This window comes from Pseudomonas parakoreensis (genome assembly GCF_021602155.1).
GTDB lineage: Bacteria > Pseudomonadota > Gammaproteobacteria > Pseudomonadales > Pseudomonadaceae > Aquipseudomonas > Aquipseudomonas parakoreensis.
This window is the reverse complement of the sequence record NZ_BQHY01000006.1, coordinates 1-25124: the sequence shown is the minus strand read 5'-3', so window position 1 is coordinate 25124 and position 25124 is coordinate 1. Positions and strand designations below refer to the sequence as shown.

Sequence of the window (25124 nt, the reverse complement as noted above, 5' to 3'; positions counted from 1 at the left end):
ACGGTCTCAGTTCACAGCGGACGTCGCTTCGACATGACGCGGTAAGGTCACCCGGATTCGGGTGCCGCGCTGGCTCTGTACATCAGCCGGGCTGTCGATGGTGATTTGTCCATAATGCTCTTCAACGATGGAATAGACCAGTGCAAGGCCCAGACCGGTACCTTCACCCGGGTCCTTGGTGGTGAAGAAAGGTTCGAACAATCGGTCCATGATGTTCTGCGGAATACCACTGCCTTCGTCTTCGACGATCAGATCGACCGTGTGTTCGCCGGCTTCACTCTTGACCCGCACGGCGCTGCCCGCAGGCGAGGCATCACGGGCGTTGGAGAGCAGATTGATCAGCACTTGGGCGAGCCGCTGCGGATCGCCTTCGACCCAGTGATCCGGATCGCACAGGTTGTAGAACTGCACTTCGAAGTTGCGTCGGTTCAGCGCCAGCAGACCGATGGCATCCTGCGCGACTTCGGCCAGACAAACCGGTTCGTCGCTGTGCTGATGGCTGCCGGCGTGGGCAAAGCTCATCAGCGACTGCACGATGCGCGACACGCGCTTGGTCTGTTCGAGGATCTGCCCGCTGATTTCCGTCAGTTCGCCGTCTTCTTCGCGCTCTTCGCGCAGGTTCTGCGCCAGACAGGCGATGCCGGTGATCGGGTTGCCGATTTCATGGGCCACACCCGCCGCCAGTCGACCGATGCTCGCCAGGCGCTCGGAGTGCACCAGTTTGTCTTCGAGCATCTGCGTTTCGGTCAGGTCTTCCACCAACAGCACCAGACCACTGTTGCCCGGCGCCAACGGTTCGTCGATCGCCGCTTTGTGCAGATTGAGCCAGCGGGTCTGGCCGTCGAGAGCCAGGTGCTGCTTGTGCAAGTGCTCGTCGGGCAGGTTGATGAAGCCTTGCAGCAATGGCTTCCACGGATCGGCGATGGTGCTCAGGCGTGAACCGACCACCCGTTGCGCAGCGATGCCGGTGAGTTCTTCCATGGCCTTGTTCCACATCAGGATCTCTTGATCCTTGGCCAGCGAGCAGACGCCCATCGGCAACTCCTGCAAGGTCTGGCGGTGGTAGCGGCGCAGGGCGTCGAGTTCGGCGGCCAGTCCGGTGAGGCGCGAGTGGTAATCCTCGAGGCGGCTTTCGATGAAGTGGATGTCTTCGGTCACATAGTTTTCGCCGCCGGCCTTGTACGGCAGGAAGGTTTCGACCATGTCCTGCGCCACGCTCGGGCCCATCAGGCCGGAGAGGTTGGCTTCGATGCGGTCGCGCAAGCGGCGCAAGGCATAAGGACGGCGCTCGTCGAACGGCAGATAGAGGTCGCGCAGGGCCTGCTCGACTTCTTTCTGCGCCGCCTTGGCGCCCAGCGGTTTGGCCAGTTGCGTGGCGAACTCCTGGGGCGAAGCAGCATGCAGTTCGCGGCGTTGCGGACGACGCACGTTATCCACCGCGCAGGCTTCGGCGGCGCTGGCTTCTTCGAGGCTGGCGTTGGTGAACAGCGAGATCAGGGTGAACATCAATACGTTGGCTGCCAGCGAGGCGATCGCCGCCATGTGCCAACTGGTGTCGTCCAGCACGTAAATCATGTTCAGCAGGGGAATGTAGAAACCCTGCAGATTGCCGACCAGTGGCAACAGCATGGTCACCACCCACACCACAATCCCCGCCAGCAGGCCGGCGATAAAGCCGCGCCGGTTGGCGGTCGGCCAGTACAGCACCGAAAGCACGCCGGGCAGGAACTGCAGCGTGGCGACGAAAGCGACGATGCCGAGGTTGGCCAGATCCTGCCCGGCGCCGAGCATCAGGTAGAAGCAGAAACCGGCCATGATGATCGCGACGATCAGCGCCCGACGCGTCCACTTCAGCCAGCGATAGATGTTGCCTTCGGCCGGCGGCTGATAGAGCGGCAGCACCAGGTGGTTCAGCGCCATGCCCGACAGGGCCAGGGTGGTGACGATGATCAGGCCACTGGCGGCCGATAGCCCGCCGACGTACGCCAGCAAGGCCAGCGGTTTGCTGTTGGCGGCGATGCCGATGCCGAGGGTGAAATATTCCGGGTCGGTGGTGGCGCCGAGCTTCAGGCCGGCCCACAGGATCAACGGCACCGCCAGGCTCATCAGCAACAGGAACAGCGGCAGGCCCCAGCTGGCGCTGACCAGCGAGCGCGGGTTGAGGTTCTCGGTAAAGGTCATGTGATACATGTGCGGCATCACGATCGCCGAGGCGAAAAACACCAGTAACAGCGTGCGCCATGGTCCTTCCTGCAGCGGCGTGTGCAGGGCGGCGAGGGCGGTCTGGTTTTGCAGCAGCCACAGTTCGAGTTGTTGCGGGCCATCGAACACGCCGTACAGCGCATACAGACCGACGCCGCCGAGGGCGATCAGTTTGATCACCGATTCGAAGGCAATCGCGAACACCAGCCCTTCGTGTTTCTCGCGAGTGGCGATATGCCGGGAACCGAAGAAAATCGTGAACAGAATGATCAGCGCACAGAACGCCAGCGCGACGCGGCTCTGGATCGGCTCGCCAGTGAGGATGCCAATCGAATCGGCTACCGCCTGAATCTGCAACGCCAGCAGCGGCAGCACGCCGATCAACATGAAGATCGTGGTCAGCGCGCCGGCCCAGGTGCTGCGAAAGCGGAACGCGAACAGATCCGCCAGCGACGACAATTGATAGGTGCGGGTGATTTTCAGGATCGGATACAGCAGCACCGGTGCGAGCAGAAACGCACCAGACACCCCGAGGTAGCTGGACAGAAAGCCGTAGCCATACTGATAGGCCAGCCCCACCGTGCCGTAAAACGCCCAGGCACTGGCGTAGACCCCCAGCGACAGGGTGTAGGTCAGCGGGTGGCGAATGATCGCCCGCGGGATCATGCCCCGTTCGCTGATCCAGGCAACGCCGAACAGCACCGCCAGGTACGCGGCGCTGATCAGGATCATCTGGGTCAGGCTAAAGCTCATCGGCATCTTTTTGGCTCTGCAGGATGAAGGTCACGACAATCAGGATCAACCACAGCAGATACGGCCGATACCAGGCGCCCGTGGCGTCGATCCACCAATCCATGATGGCTGGCGAAAACAGATAGATTCCCACGACCAGAAGCAGGACCAAGCGATAGATGTACATCCCGGCCTCTCTTTTTTATGCGCGTGCCCGAAAACGTGCGGCGATGGTAACGGATGGGCGCGCCACTGCAAGTGTCGTCATTGCAGTTGCGCCTCGGGCAACGTCAGTGTGCGCGGGATCTTCGATGCATCCCAGTGGGCTGCGCCCCATTTGAGCAATTCCTCGGGCGTGGCATGGGCCAGTTCGGCACCGGGGTTTTGCCCCAGCGCACGCAAGGCTCGCAACAGCAGCGGCGTGGCCTGATCGGCCTCAAGCGGCGGCGAACGGTAGGATTTGCCGAGCTTGTTGCCGTCCGGCTGCGTAATCAGTGGCAGGTGCAGATAGCGCGGCTGACGCAGGCCCAGCAGTTCTTGCAGGTAGAGCTGGCGTGGCGTGGAGTCGAGCAGGTCGGCACCGCGCACGATGTCGGTGATGCCTTGCCAGGCGTCATCCAGCACCACCGCCAGTTGGTAGGCGTAGAGACCGTCGCGGCGGCGAATCACGAAATCTCCCACTTCACGGCCCAGATGCTGGCGCAACTCGCCCTGCACCCGATCGATAAAGTGGTATTCCAGTTCCGGCACGCGCAGGCGGATCGCCGCATCTTGCTGTCCATGACCGGCATTGCGGCACAAGCCCGGATAAATCCCGTGATACGGCTCCAGCTGCTTGCGCGAGCAGGTGCAGGCGTAGGCCAGGCCATGGTTGAACAGGCTGTCGAGCACTTCGGCGTAGGCGGCGTGGCGGTCACTCTGGCGTACCATCTCACCGTCCCACTCGAAGCCGTAACTTTCCAGCGCCTTGAGAATCGCCGCCTGCGCGCCCGGTTCTTCGCGGGGCGGATCGAGATCTTCCATGCGCACCAGCCAGCGGCCATTCACCGAGCGGGCATCCAGATAAGAAGCGAGCGCCGCCACCAGTGAGCCGAAGTGCAGGTGGCCACTGGGGGTGGGGGCGAAGCGGCCGATGTAGGCGGGGGAGATTTTGGCTGTCATGGAAACGAAGCTACTTTTCAGGCGATACGCAGGTCAACGGGTGGGAGCGAGCCTGCTCGCGAAAGCTTGATGTCAGACGATTAAATGTTGAATGACACACCGCTTTCGCGAGCAGGCTCGCTCCCACAAGGGCAAAAGGCAGAAACAAAAACGGAGCGTTCGCACGCTCCGTTTTTCGTTCAGGTCGAGATTACTTGCCGACCTGCTTTTCCTTGATTTCCGCCAGGTTCTTGCAGTCGACGCACATGTCGGCAGTCGGACGGGCTTCAAGACGCTTGACGCCGATCTCGATCCCGCAAGAGTCGCACCAGCCGTACTCTTCGTCTTCGATCAGTTGCAGGGTCTTGTCGATCTTCTTGATCAGTTTGCGCTCGCGGTCGCGGGCGCGCAGCTCGAGGGCGAACTCTTCTTCCTGACTGGCACGATCGGCCGGATCAGGAAAGTTGGCCGCTTCGTCTTTCATGTGATCAACAGTGCGGTCGACTTCCTGCATCAAGTCCAGTTTCCACTTGGTCAGGATCTTGGTGAAGTGCGCGCGCATTGGAGCGCCCATGTACTCTTCGCCCGCTTTCGGGACGTAGGGTTCGAAACCGCTGAGTGTCTGACTTGCCTGTTGCTTTGCTTGGGTGGGCATGAAATGGACCGCCTCTACTCTTGTAATCCATTGCGCAGGATTGCTCCATCACCGACACCTGCCGGCCCTGCGGCTGCAAGCGGGCGAACTTACCAGATCAATTCGGCCTGCGCTACTCCCGGATGTCGAGGCCCCGGCGGGCGGCGCTTGCAGAAGTTTGGCAAGTCATGTCTGACAGTGATGGAGGCCTGATCAATCTCTGATTTTAGTCAATCCTGGAGCGTACGCGCATATCGTTACAGTCCAGCGTTCTTGAGGCTGTGACCGCGACGGGTTCTCGCTCGTTCCGGCAGACAGGTAGAATCGTCTCTTTTTCCCCGTCGAAGGAAAACCAATGGCTCAGCCCTACAGTGCGCGCAGTCGTGCGATCGAACCGTTCCATGTGATGGCGCTGCTGGCGCGGGCCAATGAACTGCAGGCCGAAGGTCACGATGTGATCCACCTGGAAATCGGCGAGCCGGACTTCACCACAGCCGAACCGATCATCCGCGCCGGGCAAGCGGCGCTGACGGCGGGCAAGACTCGCTACACCGCGGCGCGGGGCATTCCTCAATTGCGCGAAGCGATCTCCGGGTTTTATCAAACGCGCTACGGCTTGAACATTGATCCGCGAAGGATCCTGATCACGCCGGGTGGCTCCGGCGCGCTGTTGCTGGCCAGCGCCTTGCTGGTCGATCCGGGCAAACACTGGCTGCTGGCGGATCCGGGCTACCCGTGCAACCGGCACTTCCTGCGTCTGGTTGAAGGCGCGGCACAACTGGTTCCGGTCGGGCCGGAGGTGCGCTATCAACTGACCCCGGATCTGGTGGCGCGGCATTGGGATCACGACAGCGTTGGTGCGTTGGTGGCTTCGCCTGCCAATCCGACCGGCACCCTCCTGACCCGCGACGAACTGGCCGGATTATCCACAGCGATCAAGGCGCGGCACGGCCATCTGGTGGTGGACGAGATTTATCATGGCCTGACTTACGGCACCGATGCCGCCAGCGTGCTGGAAGTCGATGACAGCGCCTTTGTCCTCAACAGCTTCTCCAAATATTTCGGCATGACCGGTTGGCGTCTCGGCTGGCTGGTGGCACCGGATGCGGCCGTCAGTGAGCTGGAAAAACTCGCGCAGAATCTCTATATCAGCGCGCCGAGCATGGCGCAGCATGCCGCACTGGCCTGTTTCGAGTCGGACACCATCAGCATTCTCGAAGAGCGCCGCGCCGAATTTGGCCGCCGTCGCGACTTCCTCCTGCCGGCGTTGCGCGAGTTGGGTTTCAATATCGCCGTCGAACCTGAAGGTGCGTTCTACTTGTATGCCGATATCAGCCAGTTCGGCGGTGATGCCTTCGCGTTCTGCCGGCATTTCCTCGAAACCGAGCACGTTGCCTTTACCCCGGGGCTGGATTTCGGTCGTTATCAAGCGGGCCATCATGTGCGTTTTGCTTACACGCAAAACCTCCCACGCTTACAGGAAGCGGTGGAACGCATCGCTCGTGGCTTGAAGAGCTGGCAAGGCTGATGCGTTTTTATCCGGCTCTGGAAGAGGCGCGGCTGATTCGCCGCTATAAACGTTTTCTGGCTGATGTTGAAACGGTCAATGGCGAGCTGTTGACCCTTCACTGCCCGAACACCGGTTCGATGCTCAACTGCCAGGTTGAGGGCGGACAGGTGTGGTTCAGTCGCTCCAACGACCCGAAACGCAAGCTGCCCGGCACCTGGGAAATTGGCGAAACCCCGCAGGGCCGGCTGTTTTGCGTGAACACCGGCCGTGCCAACGCACTGGTGGAAGAGGCGCTGCAGGCGGGAGTCATCAACGAGTTGAGCGGCTTTACGGCGCTTAAACGTGAAGTGGCGTACGGCCAGGAAAAGAGCCGCATCGATTTCCGCCTCGAGTACCCGAGCGGCCCGGCCTACGTGGAAGTGAAAAGTGTCACGCTGGGATTCGACGGAACGAATGTCGCGGCGTTTCCCGATGCGGTGACCCAGCGCGGCGCCAAGCATCTGCGTGAACTGGCGCATCTGGCCCGTGACGGCATTCGGGCGGTGCAGCTGTATTGCGTTAATCTCAGCGGGATTGACGCAGTGCGTCCGGCCGAGGAAATCGATGCGGCGTACGCCGATGCCCTGCGCGAGGCGGTGGCATGCGGAGTTGAAGTGCTGGCCTACGGCGTGCGCTTGAACCACGAAGAAATGGTGATCGACCGGCGGCTGGACGTGTTGCTCAACGGTTAAACATCGATCCACACCCCTTGGGCGTCCTCGCGGCAGGGGATGGCGATCAGGGATTGCCCGGCGCAGGGGCCGGCGACGCATTCGCCATCCTCGATCAGGAACAGTGCGCCGTGGATGGCGCACTGGATCAGGCTGTTGCTCGGGTCGAGAAACTGGTCGGGGTGCCATTCCAGGCCGACGCCACGATGCGGGCAACGGTTGAGATAAACATAGGCCTGACCATTGCGGCGCACGGCAAACAGTTTGTTGCCGTGGATGTCGAACCCACGGCTGCCGGCCTCGGCGAGATCGGCGCCCGCGCACAAAAACTTCATGACTATCCTCAACTGTCGGCTCGTTTCAGGAAATGTCCGAGCTTGACGTTTAAATGCAAACAATTATCAAATGGCCGCCTTCGCCCACTGTGCGCGGCTGCCGCCAAGGATACTTGGCCTGCCGGTTCGCTGCCCGGGAAACTGTTCAAGGAAAGCTGCGTATGCGCCTGATTATCCGCGTTGCTGTGCTGTGTGTCGGACTGTTCGCCAGCCTTCAGGTGACAGCTGCCGACTTGCCACAGCGTTGGGTCAGTGCCGGTGGCGCGCTTTCGGAGTGGGTCAGTGCGTTGGGCGGCGAGTCGAAACTGGTCGGCGTCGACACCACCAGCCAGCATCCCGAGTCGCTGAAGAAACTGCCAAGTATCGGCTATCAACGCAGCCTGTCGGCAGAGGGCATTCTCAGCCTGCGCCCGGACATCCTTATCGGCAGCGAAGAAATGGGCCCGCCACCGGTGATCGCTCAGGTAAGGAGCGCCAAGGTGCAGGTCGAACTGTTCTCGGCGCAGCCGGATCTGCCGACGCTGGAAAAAAACCTCACGCATCTCGGGCAGTTGCTCGGCGCGCAAGCCCAGGCGACGCAGTTGCTGGAAAGTTATCAACAGCAGCTCGCCATGCAGAAGGCGCGAGTCGCCGAGTTGCAGACCCGGCACAAGGCGCCCGGTGTGCTGGTGCTGATCGGACATGCCGGCGGTAAACCATTGATTGCCGGCAAGGACACTGTCGCCGACTGGCTGCTGCAACGGGCCGGCGGACATAACCTGGCAACGCATACCGGTTACAAGCCGTTCTCCGTGGAGTCGCTGGCCGGGCTTGATCCTGAGGTGCTGGTGTTGGCGGATCGCGCGTTGAGCGGTGAGGCGGCAAAAGCGGCGTTGTTCAAGGAAAACCCCATCCTCAATTCAAGCCGTGCGGCCAAGACCGGACGGGTACTGGAGCTGGATCCGACGCTGCTGGTCGGCGGGCTCGGGCCGCGTTTACCGGCGGCGTTGAAGGGTTTGTCTGACGGCCTCTACCCGACTGCGAGCGGCCAATGACCGTACTGGTCAAACCACGCAGCGTGTTTATCGGGCTGACGCTCCTGTGTTTGCTGGCCATCTGGCTGTCGTTGGCGCTGGGGCCGGTGAGCCTGCCGCTGTTCGATACGTTGCGCGCGGCTCTGCGCATGCTCGGTGTGCCGCTGGCGCCGGACGGTCTGGAGCAGGCTGAGCTGATTCTCGGGCAGATCCGTCTGCCGCGGACCTTGCTCGGCCTGGCCGTCGGCGGCGTACTGGCGCTGTCCGGTGTGGCGATGCAAGGTTTGTTTCGCAATCCGCTGGCCGATCCCGGGTTGGTCGGAGTCTCCAGCGGTGCGGCGCTTGGTGCGGCTGTAGCTATTGTCGGCGGTACGTTTTTTGGCGGTTTGCCAGAGTGGTTCGGGCCGTATTTGTTGTCGGCGTGCGCGTTTCTCGGCGGGTTGGGGGTAACGGCGCTGGTCTATCGGCTCGGACGGCGCAACGGCCAGACTCACGTCGCGACCATGCTGCTGGCGGGGATCGCGCTGACGGCGCTGGCCAGCTCGGCAGTCGGGTTGTTCACCTATCTGGCGGATGACGCGACCCTGCGCACGCTGACTTTCTGGAATCTGGGCAGCCTCAATGGTGCCAGTTACGCGCGTTTGTGGCCGTTGCTGATCATCAGCGCCGGTGTTGCGCTGTGGTTGCCGCGTCGTGCCAAGGCGCTGAATGCGTTGTTGCTGGGTGAGTCCGAAGCAGGGCATCTGGGGATCGATGTCGAACGGCTCAAGCGTGAACTGGTGTTCTGCACAGCGTTGGGTGTTGGCGCAGCGGTAGCGGCGGCGGGGATGATCGGTTTCGTCGGGCTGGTGGTGCCGCATCTGGTGCGTTTATTGGCCGGGCCCGATCACCGGGTGCTGTTGCCGGCGTCGGTACTGGCGGGTGCGAGCCTGCTGTTGCTGGCGGATCTGGTGGCGCGGCTGGCACTGGCGCCGGCGGAGTTGCCGATCGGTATTGTCACGGCGTTTATCGGCGCGCCATTCTTCCTTTATCTGCTGCTGCGAGGACGTGCCTGATGCTGTGTGCACACAATCTGCACATCCGTCGCGGGCGCAAGACCGTCCTCAGCGACGTCACCCTGCAACTGGAGCCCGGTGAGGTGCTGGGTGTGCTCGGTCCGAACGGTGCCGGCAAAAGCACCTTGCTCGGTGCCTTGTGCGGTGAGCTGACGGCGAGTGAAGGCGAGGTGTTGCTCGACGGCAAGGCGCTGAATCACTGGACAGGTACGCAACGCGCCCAGCGTCTGGCGGTGTTGCCGCAGGTCTCGACGCTGGATTTTGCCTTTCGTGTGGATGAAGTGGTCGGCATGGGCCGCTTGCCGTATCAAAGTGGTCGGGTGCGCGACGACGAAATCATTGCGGCAGCGCTGGACGCTGCGGATGCCGGGCACCTGAGCGGGCGCAGTTATCTGGCGCTGTCGGGTGGCGAGCGCCAACGCGTGCATCTGGCGCGGGTTTTGGCGCAGTTATGGCCGGGTCAGGCCGGGCAAACCCTGTTGCTGGACGAGCCGACCTCGATGCTCGATCCCTTGCATCAACACACCACGCTGCAGGCAGTACGCGAGTTTGCCGATCGCGGTGCGGCGGTGCTCGTCATCCTGCATGATCTGAATCTGGCGGCGCGCTATTGTGATCGGGTGTTGCTGCTTGAAGGCGGGCGCCCGGTGGCGCTGGATACGCCGCAGCAAGTTTTGCGACCGGACTCGCTCAAAGCGGTGTTCGGTCTCGAAGTATTGGTGCAGCCGCACCCGGAGCGTGGGCATCCGCTGATCATCGCCCGCTGATTTCTCATCGAGGTGATGGCATGCGCGGGATCTGGTTGTTGGCGGTGTTGTGGCTTGCGGGGTGTCAGCATGTTGCTGCGCCACCACCGGTCAGCGGTGAGATACGCGATCTGCACAGCGGTCAGGTGCTGACCGCGCAGGAACTGCTGACACGTCTGGCCGGTGCGCAACACGTGATCATTGGCGAGCAGCATGACAATGCCGATCATCACGCTGCGCAGTTGTGGCTGTTGCGGTCGCTGGGTGAGCAACGCCCTCAGGGCAGTCTGCTGCTGGAGATGCTTACGCCTGATCAACAGCCGAACGTTGATCAGGTTCGCCATGCAGCAGCGCGGCCCACCGATCTTGCCGCCGCTCTGGACTGGCAGGATGGCTGGGACTGGAAGCTTTATGGACCGATCGTTCGCTTCGCCCTCACACAATCCTATCCGTTGCTGGCAGCCAATCTGGACGACAGCGAGATCCGCGCGTTCTATCGTCAGCCGCCGGCCTTGACCGGCGTTCGCAGCAATGCGGCAACGGTAAAAGCCACGCTGCTTGAGCAGATAAGCGACTCGCACTGTGGCTTGCTGCTCAAATCGCAGATGCCGGCGATGCTCAGCGTTCAGCAACAACGTGATCGACGCATGGCCGAACGTTTGCTGGCGGCACCAGCGCCCGCCATGTTGTTGGCAGGCGCCTGGCATGCGCGCAAGGATGCTGGCGTGCCGCTGCATGTGCTTGATCTTGGCGCAGCCCAAGCGCCCACGGTGCTGATGCTGGCCGAACAGGGCGCCGAGGTCAGCGCGGCGATGGCCGATTACGTCTGGTACACCCCGACCACGCCTGCGCAGGATTACTGCGCACAGATGCGCAAACAGTTCGGCCAGTGACTTTTCCACAGGCAAAAAAAGACCCGGTAAAAACCGGGTCAAATAACCGTGATTAGCCTGATGAGGAGATAATCTGAGAGTCCGAACCAAGGGCTTTTCAGAATATCGACTGATCTCGCGATCAGTTGTGATAATCATAGCGATTCTCATTAACGAGTCAACCACTGTTTTTCCATTCGCGTGATTTAGTCGTGCAAATGGCCGGAATGCCCCGGAAACAGGGGACTCAACGCGCAGCTTTCACCGCACTCAGTTGGGTGATTTGCTGGTTGAGCTGGCCAATGCGCCGGGCCATGCTCTCGATCAGGCTGTGGGCAATCTTCGGATTGTTGCGGATCATGCTCAGAAACTGATCGCCCGGAATCAACATCACTGTACTTGGCTCGCGGGCAATGACCGTGGCGTTTCGCGGCTCGCCTGTGAACACGGCCATGGCGCCGAAAATCTCGTCCTTGGGCACGTCGCCAACCTTGTGCCCGTCAACAAACGCTTCGGCATGTCCATCGATGATCACAAAGACGTGATCGGCGGCATCGCCCTGCTGGATCAGCACGTCACCGCTCTCGACCCGTTTAAAGCCATTGGTGCTGCGAAACTCCCGTGGCTTCAGTTCGGCCACCGCGTGTGCCAGCAGCGCCATCTGCCCCAGCAGATATTCCAGCCATTGCTCAGCCCGTTCCGGCTCGGCGTACAAATGTCGGAACAGATCGGTTCGTCGATAGGGCAGCAAGCGCAATAGTCCATCGCTGCGCAGTCGGCAATCGGTCCAGGCGTCACCTTGCTGCAGGCCGATCAGATCGCCTTCCTGCCAGTAAAACAGCGCACGGCCACCGATGTAGCCGTGGATCACGCCTTCTGTCAGCAGAAACAGCTGATCGCGTGGGAGCTGCGCCATCAGGTCGTCAGAGATTTCCGGCTCAGACGCTGGCCCGCATGGCGCAAGCCCTTCCAGCCAGCGTGCGGGCAAGCTCTGCAAACGATTGATCAGCGCATCGATCGATGCCGATTGTTCCCCGAGCAGATACATGGTCGTCAGCGCCTGGTCAGTTCTTGTGACGCGAGGAGATGGCTTCGAGCTGCTTGTTCAAGGCGTCTTTGCGTTCGGCCGGGATATCGTTCCAGTGCACATCCATCAGTGCCCCTTCGATCGCGTACAACAACACCTTTGATGCGCGAAACCCGCGGGTACGCACGGCCCGATAGGCGTCCACCGCCCCCAGGCGACGCAAGTCCGAGGCGCTGTGGATGCCCACGGCATGCAGCCATTGCGCCGACGTCTTGCCAAGATTCTTCAGGTGTTGCAGTTCATCATTCATCAAGCCTCCTTGCGACGGCCGAATGGTGCGTGGGCGATCTTCTCAGGAGTGTAGCCATCAGTAGGAAAAGCGTGGTTGTTTGGTCGGATTAGACGCAAACGCTTCTAAGAAGGCAGCTGTGAACGCAGAAAGGAGGGAAGAAATGCGGAAATAAATGTGGGAGCGGGTTTGCTCGCGGAGGCGTCCTGTCGGCCGCAGGATGTATCGACTGACACCACGCCTTCGCGAGCAAGCCCGCTCCCACGCGGGAAAGGCGTCGGGTCAGAGAAAGATAAAAATATCAGCGGGTGCGATAGCGCAGGCGGGTACCAAAATTCATCGACATCAGGATCTCGTCGGCGCTCAGTTCCGGTGGGAAGTACGCACCGGAAATCTGCGCATGGGCCAGGCTTGCGCCTTCGAGTGATGAATTACGGAAATCGATGCCGCGCAAATCGGCGGAGCGGAAGTAGGCGTCGCGGAAATCCACGCCGTCGGCGTTCAGTTCACGCAGATCGAGACCACGGAAGTCGCCACCGACCATGTCGATCGGGCCGTCGTTCGGGCGTTCCTTGTTGAAGCCTGCGATGTCGTCTTTGTGCAGCAGGGCATAAAGCGGGGTGTCGAGAAGTTTCGGCTGGCTCATGTCACATCACCTGTTGGTTTTATGACGCCAGTATAGTGCCACTATTTGACGGCCGTGAAGCCAGCGAGGACTTCACGGCCGAAATAGTTTCTTACAGGCCTGGCAGGCGCTGACGAATCTGCGCCACTACGGTGTCGAGGGTCCCGCTTTCATTGGTCTGTACGCGCTTGCTGCGCAGAATTTCTTCTGGCGTCAGTGCTTCGCGGCTGGCCTGTTGGGCCTCTATGACCGCCAGCGTGGCGTCGGAAGGGTCCTTCTTGTCGGCCTGACGAATCGCCAGCCAGCTTTCGATCACGGCTTGCGGAGCGTTGCAGTCGAGAATCAGGAATGGCGTGCCGGTCGCCTCGGCGACTTTCGCCGCGCTGTCACGTTGCTCGCGCTTGAGGTAGGTCGCATCGATCACCACCGGGAAACCGGCGTGCAGGATCACTCCGGCAATCTCATGCAGACGGGCATAGGTGGCTACGCTGGCGTCGGCGCTGTAGATCCCGGCCTGCACGTCGTTGGCTACGGTCTGCTCGCCGAACAGACGCTTGCGCTCGACGTCGGAACGCAGGCGAATCGCGCCCAGCGCTTCGACCAGGCGCATGGCCACGTGGCTCTTGCCGACAGCCGATACGCCGTGGGTGATGGCCATGAAACGCGAAGGAATGGTGCTGTAGCTTTCCGCCAGGTTGGCGTAGTTGCGGTACTGGCGCAGGGTGGTGGCGCGCTGCACCGGCGTGGCGTCTGCCGGCATGCTGAACAGCGCGACTTTGGCGCGAACCAGCGCGCGATAGGCTTTGTAGAAGTTCAGCACTTCCAGGCCTTGATAGTCGCCGGTCAATTCCAGGTATTGGCTGATGAAGCGGCGGGCCAGGGATTTCAGACCACGGTCTTCCAGGTCCATCGCCAGGAAACCGGTGTCGGCCCAGACGTCGGTGAAGCGGAACGGTTCGTTGAACTCGATGCAGTCGAAGATCACCACTTTGCCATTGATCACAGTGGCATTGCCCAAGTGAATGTCGCCGTGGCATTCGCGAGTGAAACCCTCGGCCTTGCGCTGGCTGAACAGTGCCTTGAGACGATCGAAGCTGCTCTCGGCCCAGGCTTGCAGGGCCTCGAGTTGCAACAAGTCGTTTTTGTCGCTGAGGAACGGCAGGATCTGTTCGAAGTTCTGGCGCACCGGGGCCATTACGCTGTCTGGCGTACCAGCGTCGTGTTCGGCCGGGACTTTTGGCGCACTGAGGTGGAATCTGGCGATCTGCTCGGCCATTTCGTCGATGTGCTGAGTGGTCAGTTCACCGTTGGCTTGCAGGGTGCTGAGCAGGCCGGTCTGCGGGAATTGGCGCATCTTCAACACATACTCGATCACCGGGCCGTCGCCGCCCAGTTGCGGCGCTTCGACGCTGCCGGTCACCGGCAACACGTCCAGATACAAATCTTCGGTCAGGCGCTGATTCAAACGCAGTTCTTCAGCGCAGAAGTGCTCGCGCGCTTCGAGGCTGGTGAAGTCGAGAAAGCCGAAATTCACCGGCTTCTTCACTTTATAAGCAAACGACCCGGTGAGGATCACCCACGAGATATGGGTTTCGATGACCTGGAACCCGTCGACGGGGTGCGGGTAGAGGGCCGGGTTTTGCAGGGCAGCGATCAGTGACTGGCTCACGGGCGATCCTTCAGAGACTGGGAAATTCGAGGTCGCCATTATGGCCGCTCGCCAGCCTGACGCAAACCTCGGAGCGCTCCTGTTGAGGATGAATAAAGTGCGTATAATCCGCCGCCATGACTCGAACTCGATCCCCCCGTACCAAGAAAAAACCACCTGCCAAGGGCCTGCGGCCGTGGCTGGGCTGGGCCATTAAACTCAGTCTGGTCGGCCTTGTGGTGCTGGCCGGCTTCGCCGTTTACCTCGATGCCGTGGTGCAGGAGAAATTCTCCGGCAAGCGCTGGACCATTCCGGCGAAGGTGTACGCGCGTCCGCTCGAGCTGTTCGTCGGACAAAAGCTGAGCAAGGACGATTTCCTCACCGAACTCGACGCCTTGGGCTATCGCCGTGAAGCCGTGAGCAATGGCCCCGGCGCTGCTGCCGTCAGTGGCAATACCGTCGATCTGAATACCCGCGGCTTCCAGTTCTATGAAGGCCTGGAGAAACCGCAGCCGGTGCGCGTGCGTTTCTCTGGCGACTATGTGGCCGAACTCTCCGGGCTCAACGGCGGGAAGTTGTCCGTGGTGCGGCTCGAGCCGCTGATGATCGGCGGCATTTACCCGAAAAATCTTGAAGACCGCATCCTGATCAAGCTCGATCAGGTGCCGCCGTATTTGCTCGATACGTTGGTCGCCGTTGAAGACCGCGACTACTACAGCCACTGGGGCGTGTCGCCGAAATCGATTGCCCGGGCGATCTGGGTCAACACCTCTGGCGGCAAGATGACCCAGGGCGGCAGCACGCTGACCCAGCAGTTGGTGAAGAACTTCTACCTCACCAACGAGCGCAGTCTGAGCCGCAAGCTCACCGAAGCGATGATGGCGATGCTGCTGGAGCTGCACTACGACAAGAAGGAAATTCTTGAGGCCTACCTCAATGAAGTCTTTGTCGGGCAGGACGGTCAGCGTGCCGTGCACGGTTTCGGTCTGGCCAGCCAGTTCTTCTTTGGTCAGCCACTGTCCGAGCTGAAGCTGCATCAGGTCGCGTTGCTGGTCGGCATGGTCAAGGGCCCGTCCTACTACAACCCGCGCCGCAACCCCGAGCGTGCGCTGGAGCGACGTAACCTGGTGCTCGACGTGCTTGAGCAGCAAGGCGTGGCGACTGCCGAACAGGTTGAAGCGGCGAAGAAAATGCCCTTGGGTGTAACCACGCGCGGCAAGCTCGCCGACAGCTCGTTCCCGGGCTTCATCGATCTGGTCAAACGCCAGTTGCGTGAAGACTACCGCGACGAAGACTTGACCGAAGAAGGCTTGCGGATATTCACCAGTTTCGACCCGATTCTGCAGATGAAAGCCGAAGCGTCGGTTAACGACACCTTTAAACGTCTGGCTGGACGCAAAGGCTCCGATGATGTGGAAGCGGCGATGGTCGTGACCAACCCGGAGACTGGCGAAGTGCAGGCGATGATTGGTAGCCGTCAGGCCAGTTACGCCGGTTTCAACCGGGCGCTGGACGCCGTGCGGCCAATCGGTTCTCTGGTAAAACCGGCGGTCTATCTGACTGCGTTGGAGAAACCGAGCCACTACACGCTGACCAGTTGGCTGTCGGATGATCCGCTGTCGATCAAAGGCGCGGACGGTCAGGTGTGGAAGCCGCAGAACTACGACCGTCGCTCTCACGGCACAGTCTTCCTTTACCAAGGGCTGGCGCATTCCTACAACCTGTCGACCTCGCGTCTGGGCCTGGAAGTCGGTGTGCCGAATGTGCTCAAGACCCTTGCGCGTCTGGGCGTGACCCGGGAATTCCCGGCGTTCCCGTCGATGTTGCTCGGGGCTGGCGGCATGACCCCGATCGAAGTGGCGACCATGTATCAGACCCTCGCCAACGGTGGTTTCAATACGCCGATGCGCGGGATTCGCAGTGTGCTGACTGCTGAGGGCGAACCGCTCAAGCGTTATCCGTTCCAGATCGAGCAGCGTTTCGATCCGGCGTCCATCTACCTGATCCAGAACGCCATGCAGCGGGTGATGCGTGAAGGTACCGGCAGCTCGGTTTACAACGTGCTGCCCAAGACCCTGACGCTGGCCGGCAAGACCGGTACCAGTAACGACTCGCGCGACAGTTGGTTCGCCGGTTTCAGTCAGGATCTGCTGGCGGTGGTCTGGCTCGGTCGTGACGACAACGGCAAGACCCCGTTCACCGGGGCGACCGGTGCGCTGCAGGTCTGGACCAGTTTCATGCGCAAGGCCGATCCGCTGCCGCTGGATATGCCGCAGCCGGACAACATCGTTCAGGCGTGGGTCGATTCGCGTACCGGGCAAGGCTCGGATGCCAACTGTCCGGGAGCCGTGCAGATGCCGTATATTCGCGGCAGCGAACCGCCACCCGGTGCCGCGTGTGCAAGCGAAACGCCTGCTTCGCCGGAGTCGGTGATGGATTGGGTCAAGGGCTGGATGAATTAAGCAAAGAGGGTTTCAAGTGAACAAGTGGTTGATTCCAGCGGTGACCGCCGTGGCTTTGCTCAGCGGCTGCTCTACCGTACAGCGTGGTTCGATCCCGGTGGTGGACTCCGGCACAGCCGTGTCCAACAGCGAACGGCTGTCGGCCAACGGCGGTTTCCGCAAGACGACAGTCAAACGTCCAGTGCAGGGTCAGGCGCAATCCCAGGCCATTCCGCAAGGCGATACCGGCGTGGTGGTGATGGTGCCGGGTGGCGGTGCTGCGACATCGGCGCCGATCAGCTCCTCGCCGATCGTTCCTGGTCCGGCGTCCGGTGGGATTACGGCGGGTCCGTACAATCCTTCGCCGGTCGAGTCGGCACCGATCAACACTGGCAGCTACAGCATGCCTTCGACGCCGAGCGGCATTCCTTCGGCCAGCAGTGGCGGAGGTCTGTCCGCAGACGAGCAACTGGATGGTCCGGTACTCGCCTTGCTGACCACTGCGCAACAGCAGCAGGCCGGCGGCGACCTCAACGGTGCATCTTCCAGTCTGGAGCGCGCTCAGCGTGTAGCTCCGCGTGAGCCGCAAGTGCTCTACCGTCTGGCGCAGGTGCGCATGGCCCAAGGTGATGCGCCGCAGGCGGAACAGTTCGCCCGTCGCGCGCTGACCATGGCCAACGGCCGTCCGGATCTGCAAGCCAACCTGTGGGAAATCATCGCGCAGTCCCGTGAGAAGCAGGGCGACTCCGCCGGCGCTGCACTGGCTCGTCAAAAGGCCAAGGTTTCGCTCTGATGGACACCCGTTTCCCGAAAATCGCCGATCAATTGCTGCTGATCGAGCGTGAACTGCGCACGCAGGGTTGGTGGGATGAGATCCAGCCATCAGCCGAAGCCTTGAGCAGTGTCGAACCGTTTTCGGTCGACACGCTGGATTTCGAGCAGTGGCTGCAATGGATCTTCCTGCCGCGAATGAAGATGATCCTTGAGCAGGACTTGCCGTTGCCCAATGCCTCGGGCATTCAGGAAATGGCTGAAATGGTCTTCGCCCAGCGCAATCTGCAGGGCAAGGATCGCCAGTTGCAGGTGCTGCTTAAAGAGTTCGATCTGCTGATCACCGCTTCCCGCTAGAGCCGATCCCCTGTAGGAGCTGCCGAAGGCTGCGATCTTTTGATCTTGCTTTTGAAAACAGCATCAAAAGATCGCAGCCTGCGGCAGCTCCTACAGATTTTTATTCGCAGTTCTGCGCAATCTGCTTCTGCGCTTCGACAATGCGCTCCTGACGCTGCGCATCATCCAGCCGCCGTACTTGTCCCTCCACTTCCTCCCGCAAACGCGGATTGTTCTGCAATTGCGCCAGGTTCGTCCGTGCCTGTTCGCAAAATGCCTTGAGCTGCGCCTGCTGCTCCGCCACCTGTTTCTTCACCTTGTCGTCGATGGCTTTCTGATCGCCCAGCGCACCACTGCCAGGCATGGCGGCAGGTTTCGGTGGGGGCGAGGAGGGCGTCTGCACAGTCGTCGCCGGCAGCCCTTGCGGCGGCTGCGCATCGAAGTGCGTGACGCCTTGAGCGTCGACCCATTTGTAGATCTGAGCGGCCGAGCACCAGGGGGTGAGGCCGATCAGCAGAGTTAACAGAAGCGTTCGCATGCTGATTCCTTGGCAAAATTGCGCAATTGACGCTAACAGAGTAGCTGTTTTCAGGTTTTTTCTTGCGTTCTCATGTGCTTACCCACAATTAAGCACATTGACGGCTTGACTTGGAGAGGGCGAAACAGAAGAATCCAAAGTCCGCTGTAGAGGGACTGCCAGAAGCAGACCCACTCGGCAGATCATGAGGCGCCTATCCGCGTCGACCTGTTACACCCGCAACGCGTTACCTCGCGCTGGGTGGGAAAGGCCCGCAACACTTGGGACGATCCCAATACTTGCTCAGTCAGTGCTGACGTAGTCGGCGACCACCGTCGCTCATGCTCTGCCGAGAAGTAAACCTATTAAGACCCGCCCCTTTTTGTGGACGGTATTCTGGCGTTTTAGAGGTGAACAACGTGGAGCTTTTATCTGGCGGTGAGATGCTCGTCCGCTTCTTGCGTGACGAAGGCGTCAAATATATCTACGGGTACCCGGGTGGTGCTCTCCTGCATGTTTACGATGCCCTGTTCAAAGAACCGGAAGTGACCCACATTCTGGTTCGTCACGAACAAGCGGCGACCCATATGGCTGACGGCTACGCCCGTGCCACCGGTAAAGCCGGCGTGGTATTGGTGACTTCCGGTCCAGGCGCCACAAACGCCATCACCGGTATTGCCACCGCCTATATGGATTCGATTCCAATGGTGATCATTTCCGGTCAGGTGCCAAGCACCATGGTCGGTACCGACGCGTTCCAGGAAACCGACATGATCGGTATCTCCCGGCCAATCGTGAAGCACAGCTTCATGATCAAGCACGCCTCGGAAATCCCGGAAGTCATGAAGAAGGCGTTCTACCTGGCGCAATCCGGTCGTCCAGGCCCGGTCGTGGTCGATATCCCGAAAGACATGACCAACCCGGCCGAGAAGTTCGAATACGTTTTTCCGAAAAAAGCCAAGCTGCGCTCCTACAGCCCGGCCGTTCGCGGTCACTCCGGGCAAATCCGCAAGGCGGCAGAAATGCTCCTGGCGGCCAAGCGTCCCGTGCTCTATTCCGGTGGCGGCGTGATTCTGGGCAACGGTTCCGCACCGCTGACCGAACTGGCGAAAATGCTCAACCTGCCAGTGACCAACACCTTGATGGGCCTGGGCGGTTTCCCGGGTACTGATCGTCAGTTCATCGGCATGCTCGGCATGCACGGCAGCTACACCGCCAACCTGGCGATGCACCATGCCGACGTGATCCTGGCTGTTGGCGCACGTTTCGATGACCGTGTGATCAACGGCGCGGCGAAGTTCTGCCCGAACGCCAAGATCATCCACATCGATATCGACCCGGCTTCGATTTCCAAGACCATCAAGGCCGACGTGCCAATCGTTGGTCCGGTGGAGAGTGTCCTGACCGAAATGGTCGCGATCCTCAAGGAAATCGGCGAGACCCCGAACAAGGAGTCTGTGGCCAGTTGGTGGAAGCAAGTCGATGAGTGGCGCGGTGATCGCGGCCTGTTCCCTTATGAAAAGGGCGACGGCAGCCTGATCAAGCCGCAGACCGTGATCGAGACCCTGTGCGAAGTGACCAAAGGCGATGCCTTCATCACGTCCGACGTGGGCCAGCACCAGATGTTCGCGGCGCAGTACTACAAGTTCAACAAGCCGAACCGCTGGATCAACTCCGGTGGCCTGGGCACCATGGGCTTCGGATTCCCGGCGGCCATGGGCATCAAGTTGAGCTTCCCGGATGACGACGTTGCCTGCGTTACCGGCGAAGGCAGCATCCAGATGAACATCCAGGAACTGTCGACCTGCCTGCAATATGGCTTGCCGGTGAAAATCGTCATCCTGAACAACGGTGTTCTGGGGATGGTTCGTCAGTGGCAGGACATGAGCTATGGCAGCCGTCACTCGCACTCTTACATGGAGTCGCTGCCTGACTTCGTCAAACTGGCTGAAGCCTACGGTCACGTCGGCGTGCGCATCACCGATTCGAAGGATTTGAAGTCGAAGATGGAAGAGGCGTTCGCCATGAAAGACCGTCTGGTGGTGATCGATATTTCGGTCGATACCAGCGAGCACGTCTATCCGATGCAGATCAAAGACGGCTCCATGCGCGATATGTGGCTGAGCAAGACGGAGCGTACTTAATCATGCGGCACATTATTTCCCTGCTTCTGGAAAACGAACCCGGCGCTTTGTCTCGCGTAGTCGGCCTGTTCTCGCAGCGCAACTACAACATTGAAAGCCTGACGGTGGCGCCAACCGAAGACCCGACCCTGTCGCGTCTGACGCTGACCACTGTCGGCCACGATGAAATCATCGAGCAGATCACCAAAAACCTGAACAAGCTGATCGAAGTGGTCAAGCTGGTGGACCTGTCGGAAAGCGCTCACATCGAGCGCGAGCTGATGCTGGTCAAGGTCAAGGCCACTGGCGCCCAGCGCGCCGAGATCAAACGCACCACCGATATTTACCGTGGACAGATCGTCGATGTCAGCGCCAGCGTGTATACCGTGCAATTGACCGGTACCAGCGACAAGCTCGACAGCTTCATTCAGTCCATCGGCACCGCATCGATTCTGGAAACCGTCCGTAGCGGCGTGACCGGCATTGCCCGCGGCGACAAAGTACTCAGCATCTAAACCAAATTAGCGAATGGCCTGAACGGCCTGGATATATAGGGGAAATTCATGAAAGTTTTCTACGATAAAGACTGCGACCTGTCGATCATCCAGGGCAAGAAAGTTGCCATCATCGGTTACGGTTCCCAGGGCCACGCCCAGGCATGCAACCTGAAAGACTCCGGTGTCGACGTTACCGTCGGTCTGCGTAAAGGTTCGGCCACTGTTGCCAAAGCCGAAGCCCATGGCCTGAAAGTGACCGACGTGGCTGCTGCCGTTGCCGGCGCCGACCTGGTCATGATCCTGACCCCGGACGAATTCCAGTCTCAGCTGTACAAGAACGAAATCGAGCCGAACATCAAGAAAGGCGCCACCCTGGCCTTCTCCCACGGCTTCGCGATCCACTACAACCAGGTTGTTCCACGTGCCGACCTCGACGTGATCATGATCGCGCCGAAAGCTCCGGGCCACACCGTACGTTCCGAGTTCGTGAAGGGCGGCGGTATCCCTGACCTGATCGCGATCTACCAGGACGCCTCGGGCAACGCCAAAAACGTTGCGCTGTCCTACGCAGCTGGCGTGGGCGGCGGTCGTACCGGCATCATCGAAACCACCTTCAAGGACGAGACCGAAACCGACCTGTTCGGCGAACAAGCCGTACTGTGCGGCGGTACCGTTGAGCTGGTGAAGGCCGGTTTCGAAACGCTGGTTGAAGCTGGCTACGCGCCGGAAATGGCCTACTTCGAGTGCCTGCACGAGCTGAAGCTGATCGTTGACCTCATGTACGAAGGCGGTATCGCCAACATGAACTACTCGATCTCCAACAACGCGGAATACGGCGAGTACGTGACGGGTCCGGAAGTGATCAACGCCGAATCCCGTCAGGCCATGCGCAACGCCCTGAAACGTATTCAGGACGGCGAATACGCCAAAATGTTCATCAGCGAAGGCGCAACCGGCTACCCTTCGATGACCGCCAAGCGTCGTAACAACGCCGCTCACGGTATCGAAATCATCGGCGAGCAACTGCGCTCCATGATGCCGTGGATCGGTGCCAACAAGATCGTCGACAAAGCCAAAAACTAAGTCGTCGTCCCTTGTACGAAAAACGCGGCCTCGGCCGCGTTTTTTCGTTTGAAACCGATGGTTCTGGTATAAAGCTGCATCGTTTGTGGCCGAACCGTCGTCACAGACACCTGTCGAAACTTTCCAAACCGTTGCAAGGTAATGTCCATGAGCGAACGTCCCGAAGAGCCGAACCAGGCTTCTGACGCCGAAAGCCTGCTGCCCATCGATGAACATGTCGAGGAAGGGCACGACGCAGAAGGTCGTAAAGTCCGGCATCGTGGTATCTATCTGCTGCCGAACCTGTTCACCACTGCGAACCTGTTTGCAGGGTTTTATTCCATCATCAACTCGATGAGTGCCCAGGCTGCCTTGAGCGCCGGGGATTCTGCGAATGCGAGCAAGTATTTTGCCTTTGCCGCGATCGCGATTTTCGTGGCCATGGTGCTCGATGGTCTCGATGGCCGCGTGGCGCGCATGACCAATACACAAAGTGCATTCGGCGCCGAGTATGACTCGCTGTCCGACATGGTTGCCTTCGGTGTGGCACCGGCGCTGCTGGCGTTCGGCTGGGCGCTGGGCGACATGGGCAAGGTCGGCTGGATGGTGGCCTTCATCTATGTAGCCGGTGCAGCGCTGCGTCTTGCGCGTTTCAATACTCAGGTCGGTACGGCCGACAAGCGCTACTTCATCGGTCTGGCCAGCCCGGCGGCGGCAGGCGTGGTGGCGGGGATTGTCTGGGCGTTCAGCGATTACGGTATTCAGGGTTCGAAGATGTCGTTCCTGGTCGCTCTGATGGTGGCGGCTGCCGGCATGCTGATGGTCAGCAACATCAAGTACAACAGCTTCAAGGAGCTGGATCTGAAGGGGCGCGTGCCGTTCGTGGCGATCCTCGCCGTGGTACTGGTGTTCGCTGTGGTGTTCAGCGATCCACCGCGTATTTTGCTGCTGGTGTTCCTCGCCTACGCGGCTTCCGGACCGGTGCAATACCTGTTGCATCTTCGTCGGCACAAAAACGCCGAGTGATGTAATTTCCCGCATACTCCGCAGTCTATGGGTGCATCTGTCCTCCAAAGCTGCGGAGTTGCCATGCTGATCAAAATCCCCAAAGCGTCCGACTGCCATGAGTCGGATGTCACGCCTGAGTCCATTTATCTCTCCCGTCGTCAATTGCTCGGAGCTACTGCGGCCGGTATCGCCGTGAGCAGCCTGCCGCGTTGGGCCAGTGCCGAGGACGCGGCGCGCTATGCTGATGTCGAGCCAGGCAAGGCGCCTGCCTGGTTTGCCGAGAAGCTCCGTTCTACCAAGTGGGGGGCAGTCAACGTCAAGGATGAGGCGATCACGCCTTATAAAGACGCGACCCATTACAACAACTTCTATGAGTTCGGCACCGACAAGGGCGATCCCGCAGCCAATGCCGGCTCGCTGAAAACCGAGCCGTGGAGCGTGGTCGTCGATGGAGAGGTGGTAAAGCCCGGGCGTTACGCGCTGGAAGACTTCATGAAGCCGTACCAGTTAGAGGAGCGTATCTATCGTCTTCGCTGTGTTGAGGCGTGGTCGATGGTCATCCCTTGGATTGGTTTTCCGATTTCCGCACTGCTCAAGCAGGTCGAGCCGACCTCTAACGCCAAGTACATTCGCTTTGAAACCTTGCAGGATCCCAAGAGCATGCCTGGGCAGCGCTCGGGTTTCGCGCTGATCGACTGGCCTTATGTAGAGGGCTTGCGTCTGGATGAGGCGATGAATCCCTTGGCGATTCTGGCGGTTGGCATGTATGGCCGCGAATTGCCCAATCAGAATGGCGCGCCGCTGCGTCTGGTGGTGCCGTGGAAGTATGGCTTCAAGAGTGTGAAATCCATTGTGCGGATCAGTCTCGTCAGCGAGCAGCCCAAGACTACCTGGCAGAGCATTGCGGCAGATGAATACGGTTTTTATGCCAACGTGAATCCGACGGTCGATCATCCGCGCTGGACTCAGGCAAGAGAGCGGCGTCTGCCGAACAGTTTGTTCAAGCCGAATGTACGCGATACCCAGATGTTCAACGGCTACTCGGATGAAGTCGCTTCTTTATATACAGGGCTCGATCTGCGGAAGAACTACTGATGCGATATCCGTTTTGGCGTGCAGGCGTTTTTATTGCGGCGGCGATCTGGCCACTGTTTTGGTTTTATCAGGCGTTTGCCGATTTGCTCGGTCCGGATCCCGGCAAGGTGCTGGTTGATCGACTGGGGCTGGGGACGCTGGTATTCCTGCTGATCACGTTGAGCATGACGCCGTTGCAGAAATTGACGGGGTGGGCGGGCTGGATTGCTGTTCGCCGTCAGGTGGGGCTCTGGTGTTTTGCCTATGTGGTTCTGCACCTGTTCAGCTATATGGCGTTCATCCTTGGTTTCGACTGGTCACAGTTGGGTGTGGAGTTACGCAAGCGGCCGTACATTATTGTGGGTACGCTGGGTTTTCTTGGATTGTTGGCACTGGCAGTAACCTCAAATCGTTACAGTCAGCGTCGTTTAGGTGTGCGCTGGAAGAAATTGCATCGGGTGGTGTACGTGATTCTGGGGCTGGGATTGCTGCACATGTTGTGGATCGTGCGTGCTGATCTCAAGGAGTGGGCGATCTATGCCTTTATAGGTGCAGTGCTTTTACTGCTGCGTGTGCCTACAGTTGCCCGTCGAATCCCGCGTTTATTGGCTAAAAAGCAGGTTTTGCAATAAAACTGAAATTAACGGTTGACGGCAGATTCTGGAGGTCTATAATTCGCCCCACTTCCGGCGCAGTCGAAACGGAAAACTCCTTGAGATTCAACGAGTTACGCAGTTTTCGACGGCAGATCGCTTCA

At 60.0% G+C, this 25124-nt stretch carries 25 protein-coding genes; 15 read left to right on the top strand and 10 right to left on the bottom strand.

Going from position 1 to position 25124, the window contains the following annotated elements:
- Positions 1-6: 6 nt before the first annotated feature.
- The 4 genes from L6D63_RS10515 to dksA all read right to left on the bottom strand — a co-directional run bounded on the left by L6D63_RS10515 (position 7) and on the right by dksA (position 4729).
- Complete coding sequence (locus tag L6D63_RS10515) at positions 7-2961, bottom strand: sensor histidine kinase (RefSeq protein WP_236170325.1); 2955 nt, start codon at positions 2959-2961, stop codon at positions 7-9.
- Complete coding sequence (locus tag L6D63_RS10510; protein ID WP_003176118.1) at positions 2945-3121, bottom strand: hypothetical protein; 177 nt, start codon at positions 3119-3121, stop codon at positions 2945-2947. The genes L6D63_RS10515 and L6D63_RS10510 overlap by 17 nt, the downstream gene beginning before the upstream one ends.
- A 77-nt stretch (positions 3122-3198) precedes the next feature.
- Positions 3199-4095: a tRNA glutamyl-Q(34) synthetase GluQRS gene (gene gluQRS, locus L6D63_RS10505; RefSeq protein WP_131671602.1), complete on the bottom strand. Its 897-nt coding sequence runs from the start codon at positions 4093-4095 to the stop codon at positions 3199-3201.
- 190 nt (positions 4096-4285) lie between these two features.
- On the bottom strand, positions 4286-4729 hold the full coding sequence (gene dksA, locus L6D63_RS10500; protein WP_007959616.1) for an RNA polymerase-binding protein DksA: 444 nt from the start codon (positions 4727-4729) through the stop codon (positions 4286-4288).
- A 334-nt stretch (positions 4730-5063) separates the two neighbouring features.
- On the opposite strand from dksA, the gene L6D63_RS10495 reads away from it, so the two are divergent.
- Positions 5064-6236 (top strand): pyridoxal phosphate-dependent aminotransferase, encoded by a 1173-nt coding sequence (locus L6D63_RS10495; protein ID WP_047296592.1) that lies wholly within the window; start codon positions 5064-5066, stop codon positions 6234-6236.
- Positions 6236-6949, top strand: a complete 714-nt coding sequence (gene sfsA, locus L6D63_RS10490) for a DNA/RNA nuclease SfsA (RefSeq protein WP_131671603.1) — start codon at positions 6236-6238, stop codon at positions 6947-6949. Before L6D63_RS10495 ends, sfsA begins: the two co-directional genes overlap by 1 nt.
- Here the strand turns inward: sfsA and L6D63_RS10485 are convergent.
- On the bottom strand, positions 6946-7263 hold the full coding sequence (locus L6D63_RS10485) for a Rieske (2Fe-2S) protein (protein WP_121187211.1): 318 nt from the start codon (positions 7261-7263) through the stop codon (positions 6946-6948). The two genes, sfsA and L6D63_RS10485, sit on opposite strands and share 4 nt — an antisense overlap.
- 161 nt (positions 7264-7424) lie before the next feature.
- Between L6D63_RS10485 and L6D63_RS10480 the strand changes: the two genes are divergently transcribed.
- The 4 genes from L6D63_RS10480 to L6D63_RS10465 are packed head-to-tail and all read left to right on the top strand — an operon-like array spanning position 7425 to position 10970.
- Entirely contained in the window at positions 7425-8297 is an 873-nt protein-coding gene (locus tag L6D63_RS10480; RefSeq protein ID WP_131671604.1) for a heme/hemin ABC transporter substrate-binding protein, read from the top strand.
- A 50-nt stretch (positions 8298-8347) separates the two neighbouring features.
- Positions 8348-9331, top strand: coding sequence for a FecCD family ABC transporter permease (locus L6D63_RS10475; protein WP_236170332.1), 984 nt, complete (start codon positions 8348-8350; stop codon positions 9329-9331).
- Positions 9331-10098, top strand: coding sequence for a heme ABC transporter ATP-binding protein (locus tag L6D63_RS10470; protein ID WP_131671606.1), 768 nt, complete (start codon positions 9331-9333; stop codon positions 10096-10098). Before L6D63_RS10475 ends, L6D63_RS10470 begins: the two co-directional genes overlap by 1 nt.
- A 20-nt stretch (positions 10099-10118) precedes the next feature.
- Entirely contained in the window at positions 10119-10970 is an 852-nt protein-coding gene (locus L6D63_RS10465; RefSeq protein WP_047296579.1) for a ChaN family lipoprotein, read from the top strand.
- A gap of 226 nt (positions 10971-11196) precedes the next feature.
- On the opposite strand, the gene L6D63_RS10460 is transcribed toward L6D63_RS10465, so the two are convergent.
- The 4 genes from L6D63_RS10460 to L6D63_RS10445 all read right to left on the bottom strand — a co-directional run bounded on the left by L6D63_RS10460 (position 11197) and on the right by L6D63_RS10445 (position 14559).
- Positions 11197-11997, bottom strand: a complete 801-nt coding sequence (locus L6D63_RS10460) for a Crp/Fnr family transcriptional regulator (RefSeq protein ID WP_131671607.1) — start codon at positions 11995-11997, stop codon at positions 11197-11199.
- A gap of 16 nt (positions 11998-12013) precedes the next feature.
- Positions 12014-12286, bottom strand: a complete 273-nt coding sequence (locus tag L6D63_RS10455) for a TfoX/Sxy family protein (protein ID WP_003228231.1) — start codon at positions 12284-12286, stop codon at positions 12014-12016.
- A gap of 280 nt (positions 12287-12566) precedes the next feature.
- Positions 12567-12911: a pentapeptide repeat-containing protein gene (locus tag L6D63_RS10450; protein ID WP_007963914.1), complete on the bottom strand. Its 345-nt coding sequence runs from the start codon at positions 12909-12911 to the stop codon at positions 12567-12569.
- A gap of 91 nt (positions 12912-13002) precedes the next feature.
- Positions 13003-14559, bottom strand: a complete 1557-nt coding sequence (locus L6D63_RS10445) for a bifunctional aminoglycoside phosphotransferase/ATP-binding protein (protein ID WP_095668314.1) — start codon at positions 14557-14559, stop codon at positions 13003-13005.
- A gap of 116 nt (positions 14560-14675) precedes the next feature.
- Here L6D63_RS10445 and mrcB point away from each other — a divergent pair, with 116 nt between their 5' ends.
- Genes mrcB through L6D63_RS10430 form a run of 3 tightly spaced genes read left to right on the top strand, consistent with a single transcriptional unit; the run spans position 14676 to position 18107 of the window.
- Positions 14676-17000, top strand: coding sequence for a penicillin-binding protein 1B (gene mrcB / locus L6D63_RS10440; RefSeq protein WP_041065450.1), 2325 nt, complete (start codon positions 14676-14678; stop codon positions 16998-17000).
- A 16-nt stretch (positions 17001-17016) separates the two neighbouring features.
- Positions 17017-17772 (top strand): tetratricopeptide repeat protein, encoded by a 756-nt coding sequence (locus L6D63_RS10435; RefSeq protein WP_047296575.1) that lies wholly within the window; start codon positions 17017-17019, stop codon positions 17770-17772.
- Positions 17772-18107, top strand: coding sequence for a YqcC family protein (locus L6D63_RS10430; RefSeq protein ID WP_047296574.1), 336 nt, complete (start codon positions 17772-17774; stop codon positions 18105-18107). The genes L6D63_RS10435 and L6D63_RS10430 overlap by 1 nt, the downstream gene beginning before the upstream one ends.
- Before the next feature lie 100 nt (positions 18108-18207).
- On the opposite strand, the gene L6D63_RS10425 is transcribed toward L6D63_RS10430, so the two are convergent.
- Positions 18208-18624, bottom strand: coding sequence for a DUF4124 domain-containing protein (locus tag L6D63_RS10425; protein ID WP_131671608.1), 417 nt, complete (start codon positions 18622-18624; stop codon positions 18208-18210).
- Between the two features lie 398 nt (positions 18625-19022).
- Here L6D63_RS10425 and L6D63_RS10420 point away from each other — a divergent pair, with 398 nt between their 5' ends.
- From L6D63_RS10420 to msrQ, 6 genes are all read left to right on the top strand, one after another.
- On the top strand, positions 19023-20747 hold the full coding sequence (locus L6D63_RS10420; protein WP_041065497.1) for an acetolactate synthase 3 large subunit: 1725 nt from the start codon (positions 19023-19025) through the stop codon (positions 20745-20747).
- 2 nt (positions 20748-20749) lie between these two features.
- Positions 20750-21241 carry an acetolactate synthase small subunit gene (gene ilvN, locus L6D63_RS10415; RefSeq protein ID WP_003205610.1) on the top strand — a complete coding sequence of 164 codons (492 nt, stop codon included), beginning with the start codon at positions 20750-20752 and terminating at the stop codon, positions 21239-21241.
- 48 nt (positions 21242-21289) lie between these two features.
- Entirely contained in the window at positions 21290-22306 is a 1017-nt protein-coding gene (ilvC, locus tag L6D63_RS10410) for a ketol-acid reductoisomerase (RefSeq protein WP_007959661.1), read from the top strand.
- Positions 22307-22453: 147 nt separating this feature from the next.
- Positions 22454-23311: a CDP-diacylglycerol--serine O-phosphatidyltransferase gene (gene pssA, locus L6D63_RS10405; protein WP_003228213.1), complete on the top strand. Its 858-nt coding sequence runs from the start codon at positions 22454-22456 to the stop codon at positions 23309-23311.
- Positions 23312-23374: 63 nt separating this feature from the next.
- A complete protein-coding gene (gene msrP, locus L6D63_RS10400; protein WP_131671609.1) occupies positions 23375-24388 on the top strand; it encodes a protein-methionine-sulfoxide reductase catalytic subunit MsrP in 1014 nt (337 codons plus the stop codon).
- On the top strand, positions 24388-24999 hold the full coding sequence (gene msrQ / locus L6D63_RS10395) for a protein-methionine-sulfoxide reductase heme-binding subunit MsrQ (protein ID WP_047296567.1): 612 nt from the start codon (positions 24388-24390) through the stop codon (positions 24997-24999). Before msrP ends, msrQ begins: the two co-directional genes overlap by 1 nt.
- The last annotated feature ends 125 nt before the right edge of the window (positions 25000-25124 follow it).

Coding starts and splice junctions, on each gene's coding strand:
- L6D63_RS10515 (WP_236170325.1), bottom strand. CDS start 2,961: ATGCCGATGAGCTTTAGCCTGACCCAGATGATCCTGATCAGCGCCGCG.
- L6D63_RS10510 (WP_003176118.1), bottom strand. CDS start 3,121: ATGTACATCTATCGCTTGGTCCTGCTTCTGGTCGTGGGAATCTATCTG.
- gluQRS (WP_131671602.1), bottom strand. CDS start 4,095: ATGACAGCCAAAATCTCCCCCGCCTACATCGGCCGCTTCGCCCCCACC.
- dksA (WP_007959616.1), bottom strand. CDS start 4,729: ATGCCCACCCAAGCAAAGCAACAGGCAAGTCAGACACTCAGCGGTTTC.
- L6D63_RS10495 (WP_047296592.1), top strand. CDS start 5,064: ATGGCTCAGCCCTACAGTGCGCGCAGTCGTGCGATCGAACCGTTCCAT.
- sfsA (WP_131671603.1), top strand. CDS start 6,236: ATGCGTTTTTATCCGGCTCTGGAAGAGGCGCGGCTGATTCGCCGCTAT.
- L6D63_RS10485 (WP_121187211.1), bottom strand. CDS start 7,263: ATGAAGTTTTTGTGCGCGGGCGCCGATCTCGCCGAGGCCGGCAGCCGT.
- L6D63_RS10480 (WP_131671604.1), top strand. CDS start 7,425: ATGCGCCTGATTATCCGCGTTGCTGTGCTGTGTGTCGGACTGTTCGCC.
- L6D63_RS10470 (WP_131671606.1), top strand. CDS start 9,331: ATGCTGTGTGCACACAATCTGCACATCCGTCGCGGGCGCAAGACCGTC.
- L6D63_RS10465 (WP_047296579.1), top strand. CDS start 10,119: ATGCGCGGGATCTGGTTGTTGGCGGTGTTGTGGCTTGCGGGGTGTCAG.
- L6D63_RS10460 (WP_131671607.1), bottom strand. CDS start 11,997: ATGTATCTGCTCGGGGAACAATCGGCATCGATCGATGCGCTGATCAAT.
- L6D63_RS10455 (WP_003228231.1), bottom strand. CDS start 12,286: ATGAATGATGAACTGCAACACCTGAAGAATCTTGGCAAGACGTCGGCG.
- L6D63_RS10450 (WP_007963914.1), bottom strand. CDS start 12,911: ATGAGCCAGCCGAAACTTCTCGACACCCCGCTTTATGCCCTGCTGCAC.
- mrcB (WP_041065450.1), top strand. CDS start 14,676: ATGACTCGAACTCGATCCCCCCGTACCAAGAAAAAACCACCTGCCAAG.
- L6D63_RS10430 (WP_047296574.1), top strand. CDS start 17,772: ATGGACACCCGTTTCCCGAAAATCGCCGATCAATTGCTGCTGATCGAG.
- L6D63_RS10425 (WP_131671608.1), bottom strand. CDS start 18,624: ATGCGAACGCTTCTGTTAACTCTGCTGATCGGCCTCACCCCCTGGTGC.
- ilvN (WP_003205610.1), top strand. CDS start 20,750: ATGCGGCACATTATTTCCCTGCTTCTGGAAAACGAACCCGGCGCTTTG.
- ilvC (WP_007959661.1), top strand. CDS start 21,290: ATGAAAGTTTTCTACGATAAAGACTGCGACCTGTCGATCATCCAGGGC.
- pssA (WP_003228213.1), top strand. CDS start 22,454: ATGAGCGAACGTCCCGAAGAGCCGAACCAGGCTTCTGACGCCGAAAGC.
- msrP (WP_131671609.1), top strand. CDS start 23,375: ATGCTGATCAAAATCCCCAAAGCGTCCGACTGCCATGAGTCGGATGTC.
- msrQ (WP_047296567.1), top strand. CDS start 24,388: ATGCGATATCCGTTTTGGCGTGCAGGCGTTTTTATTGCGGCGGCGATC.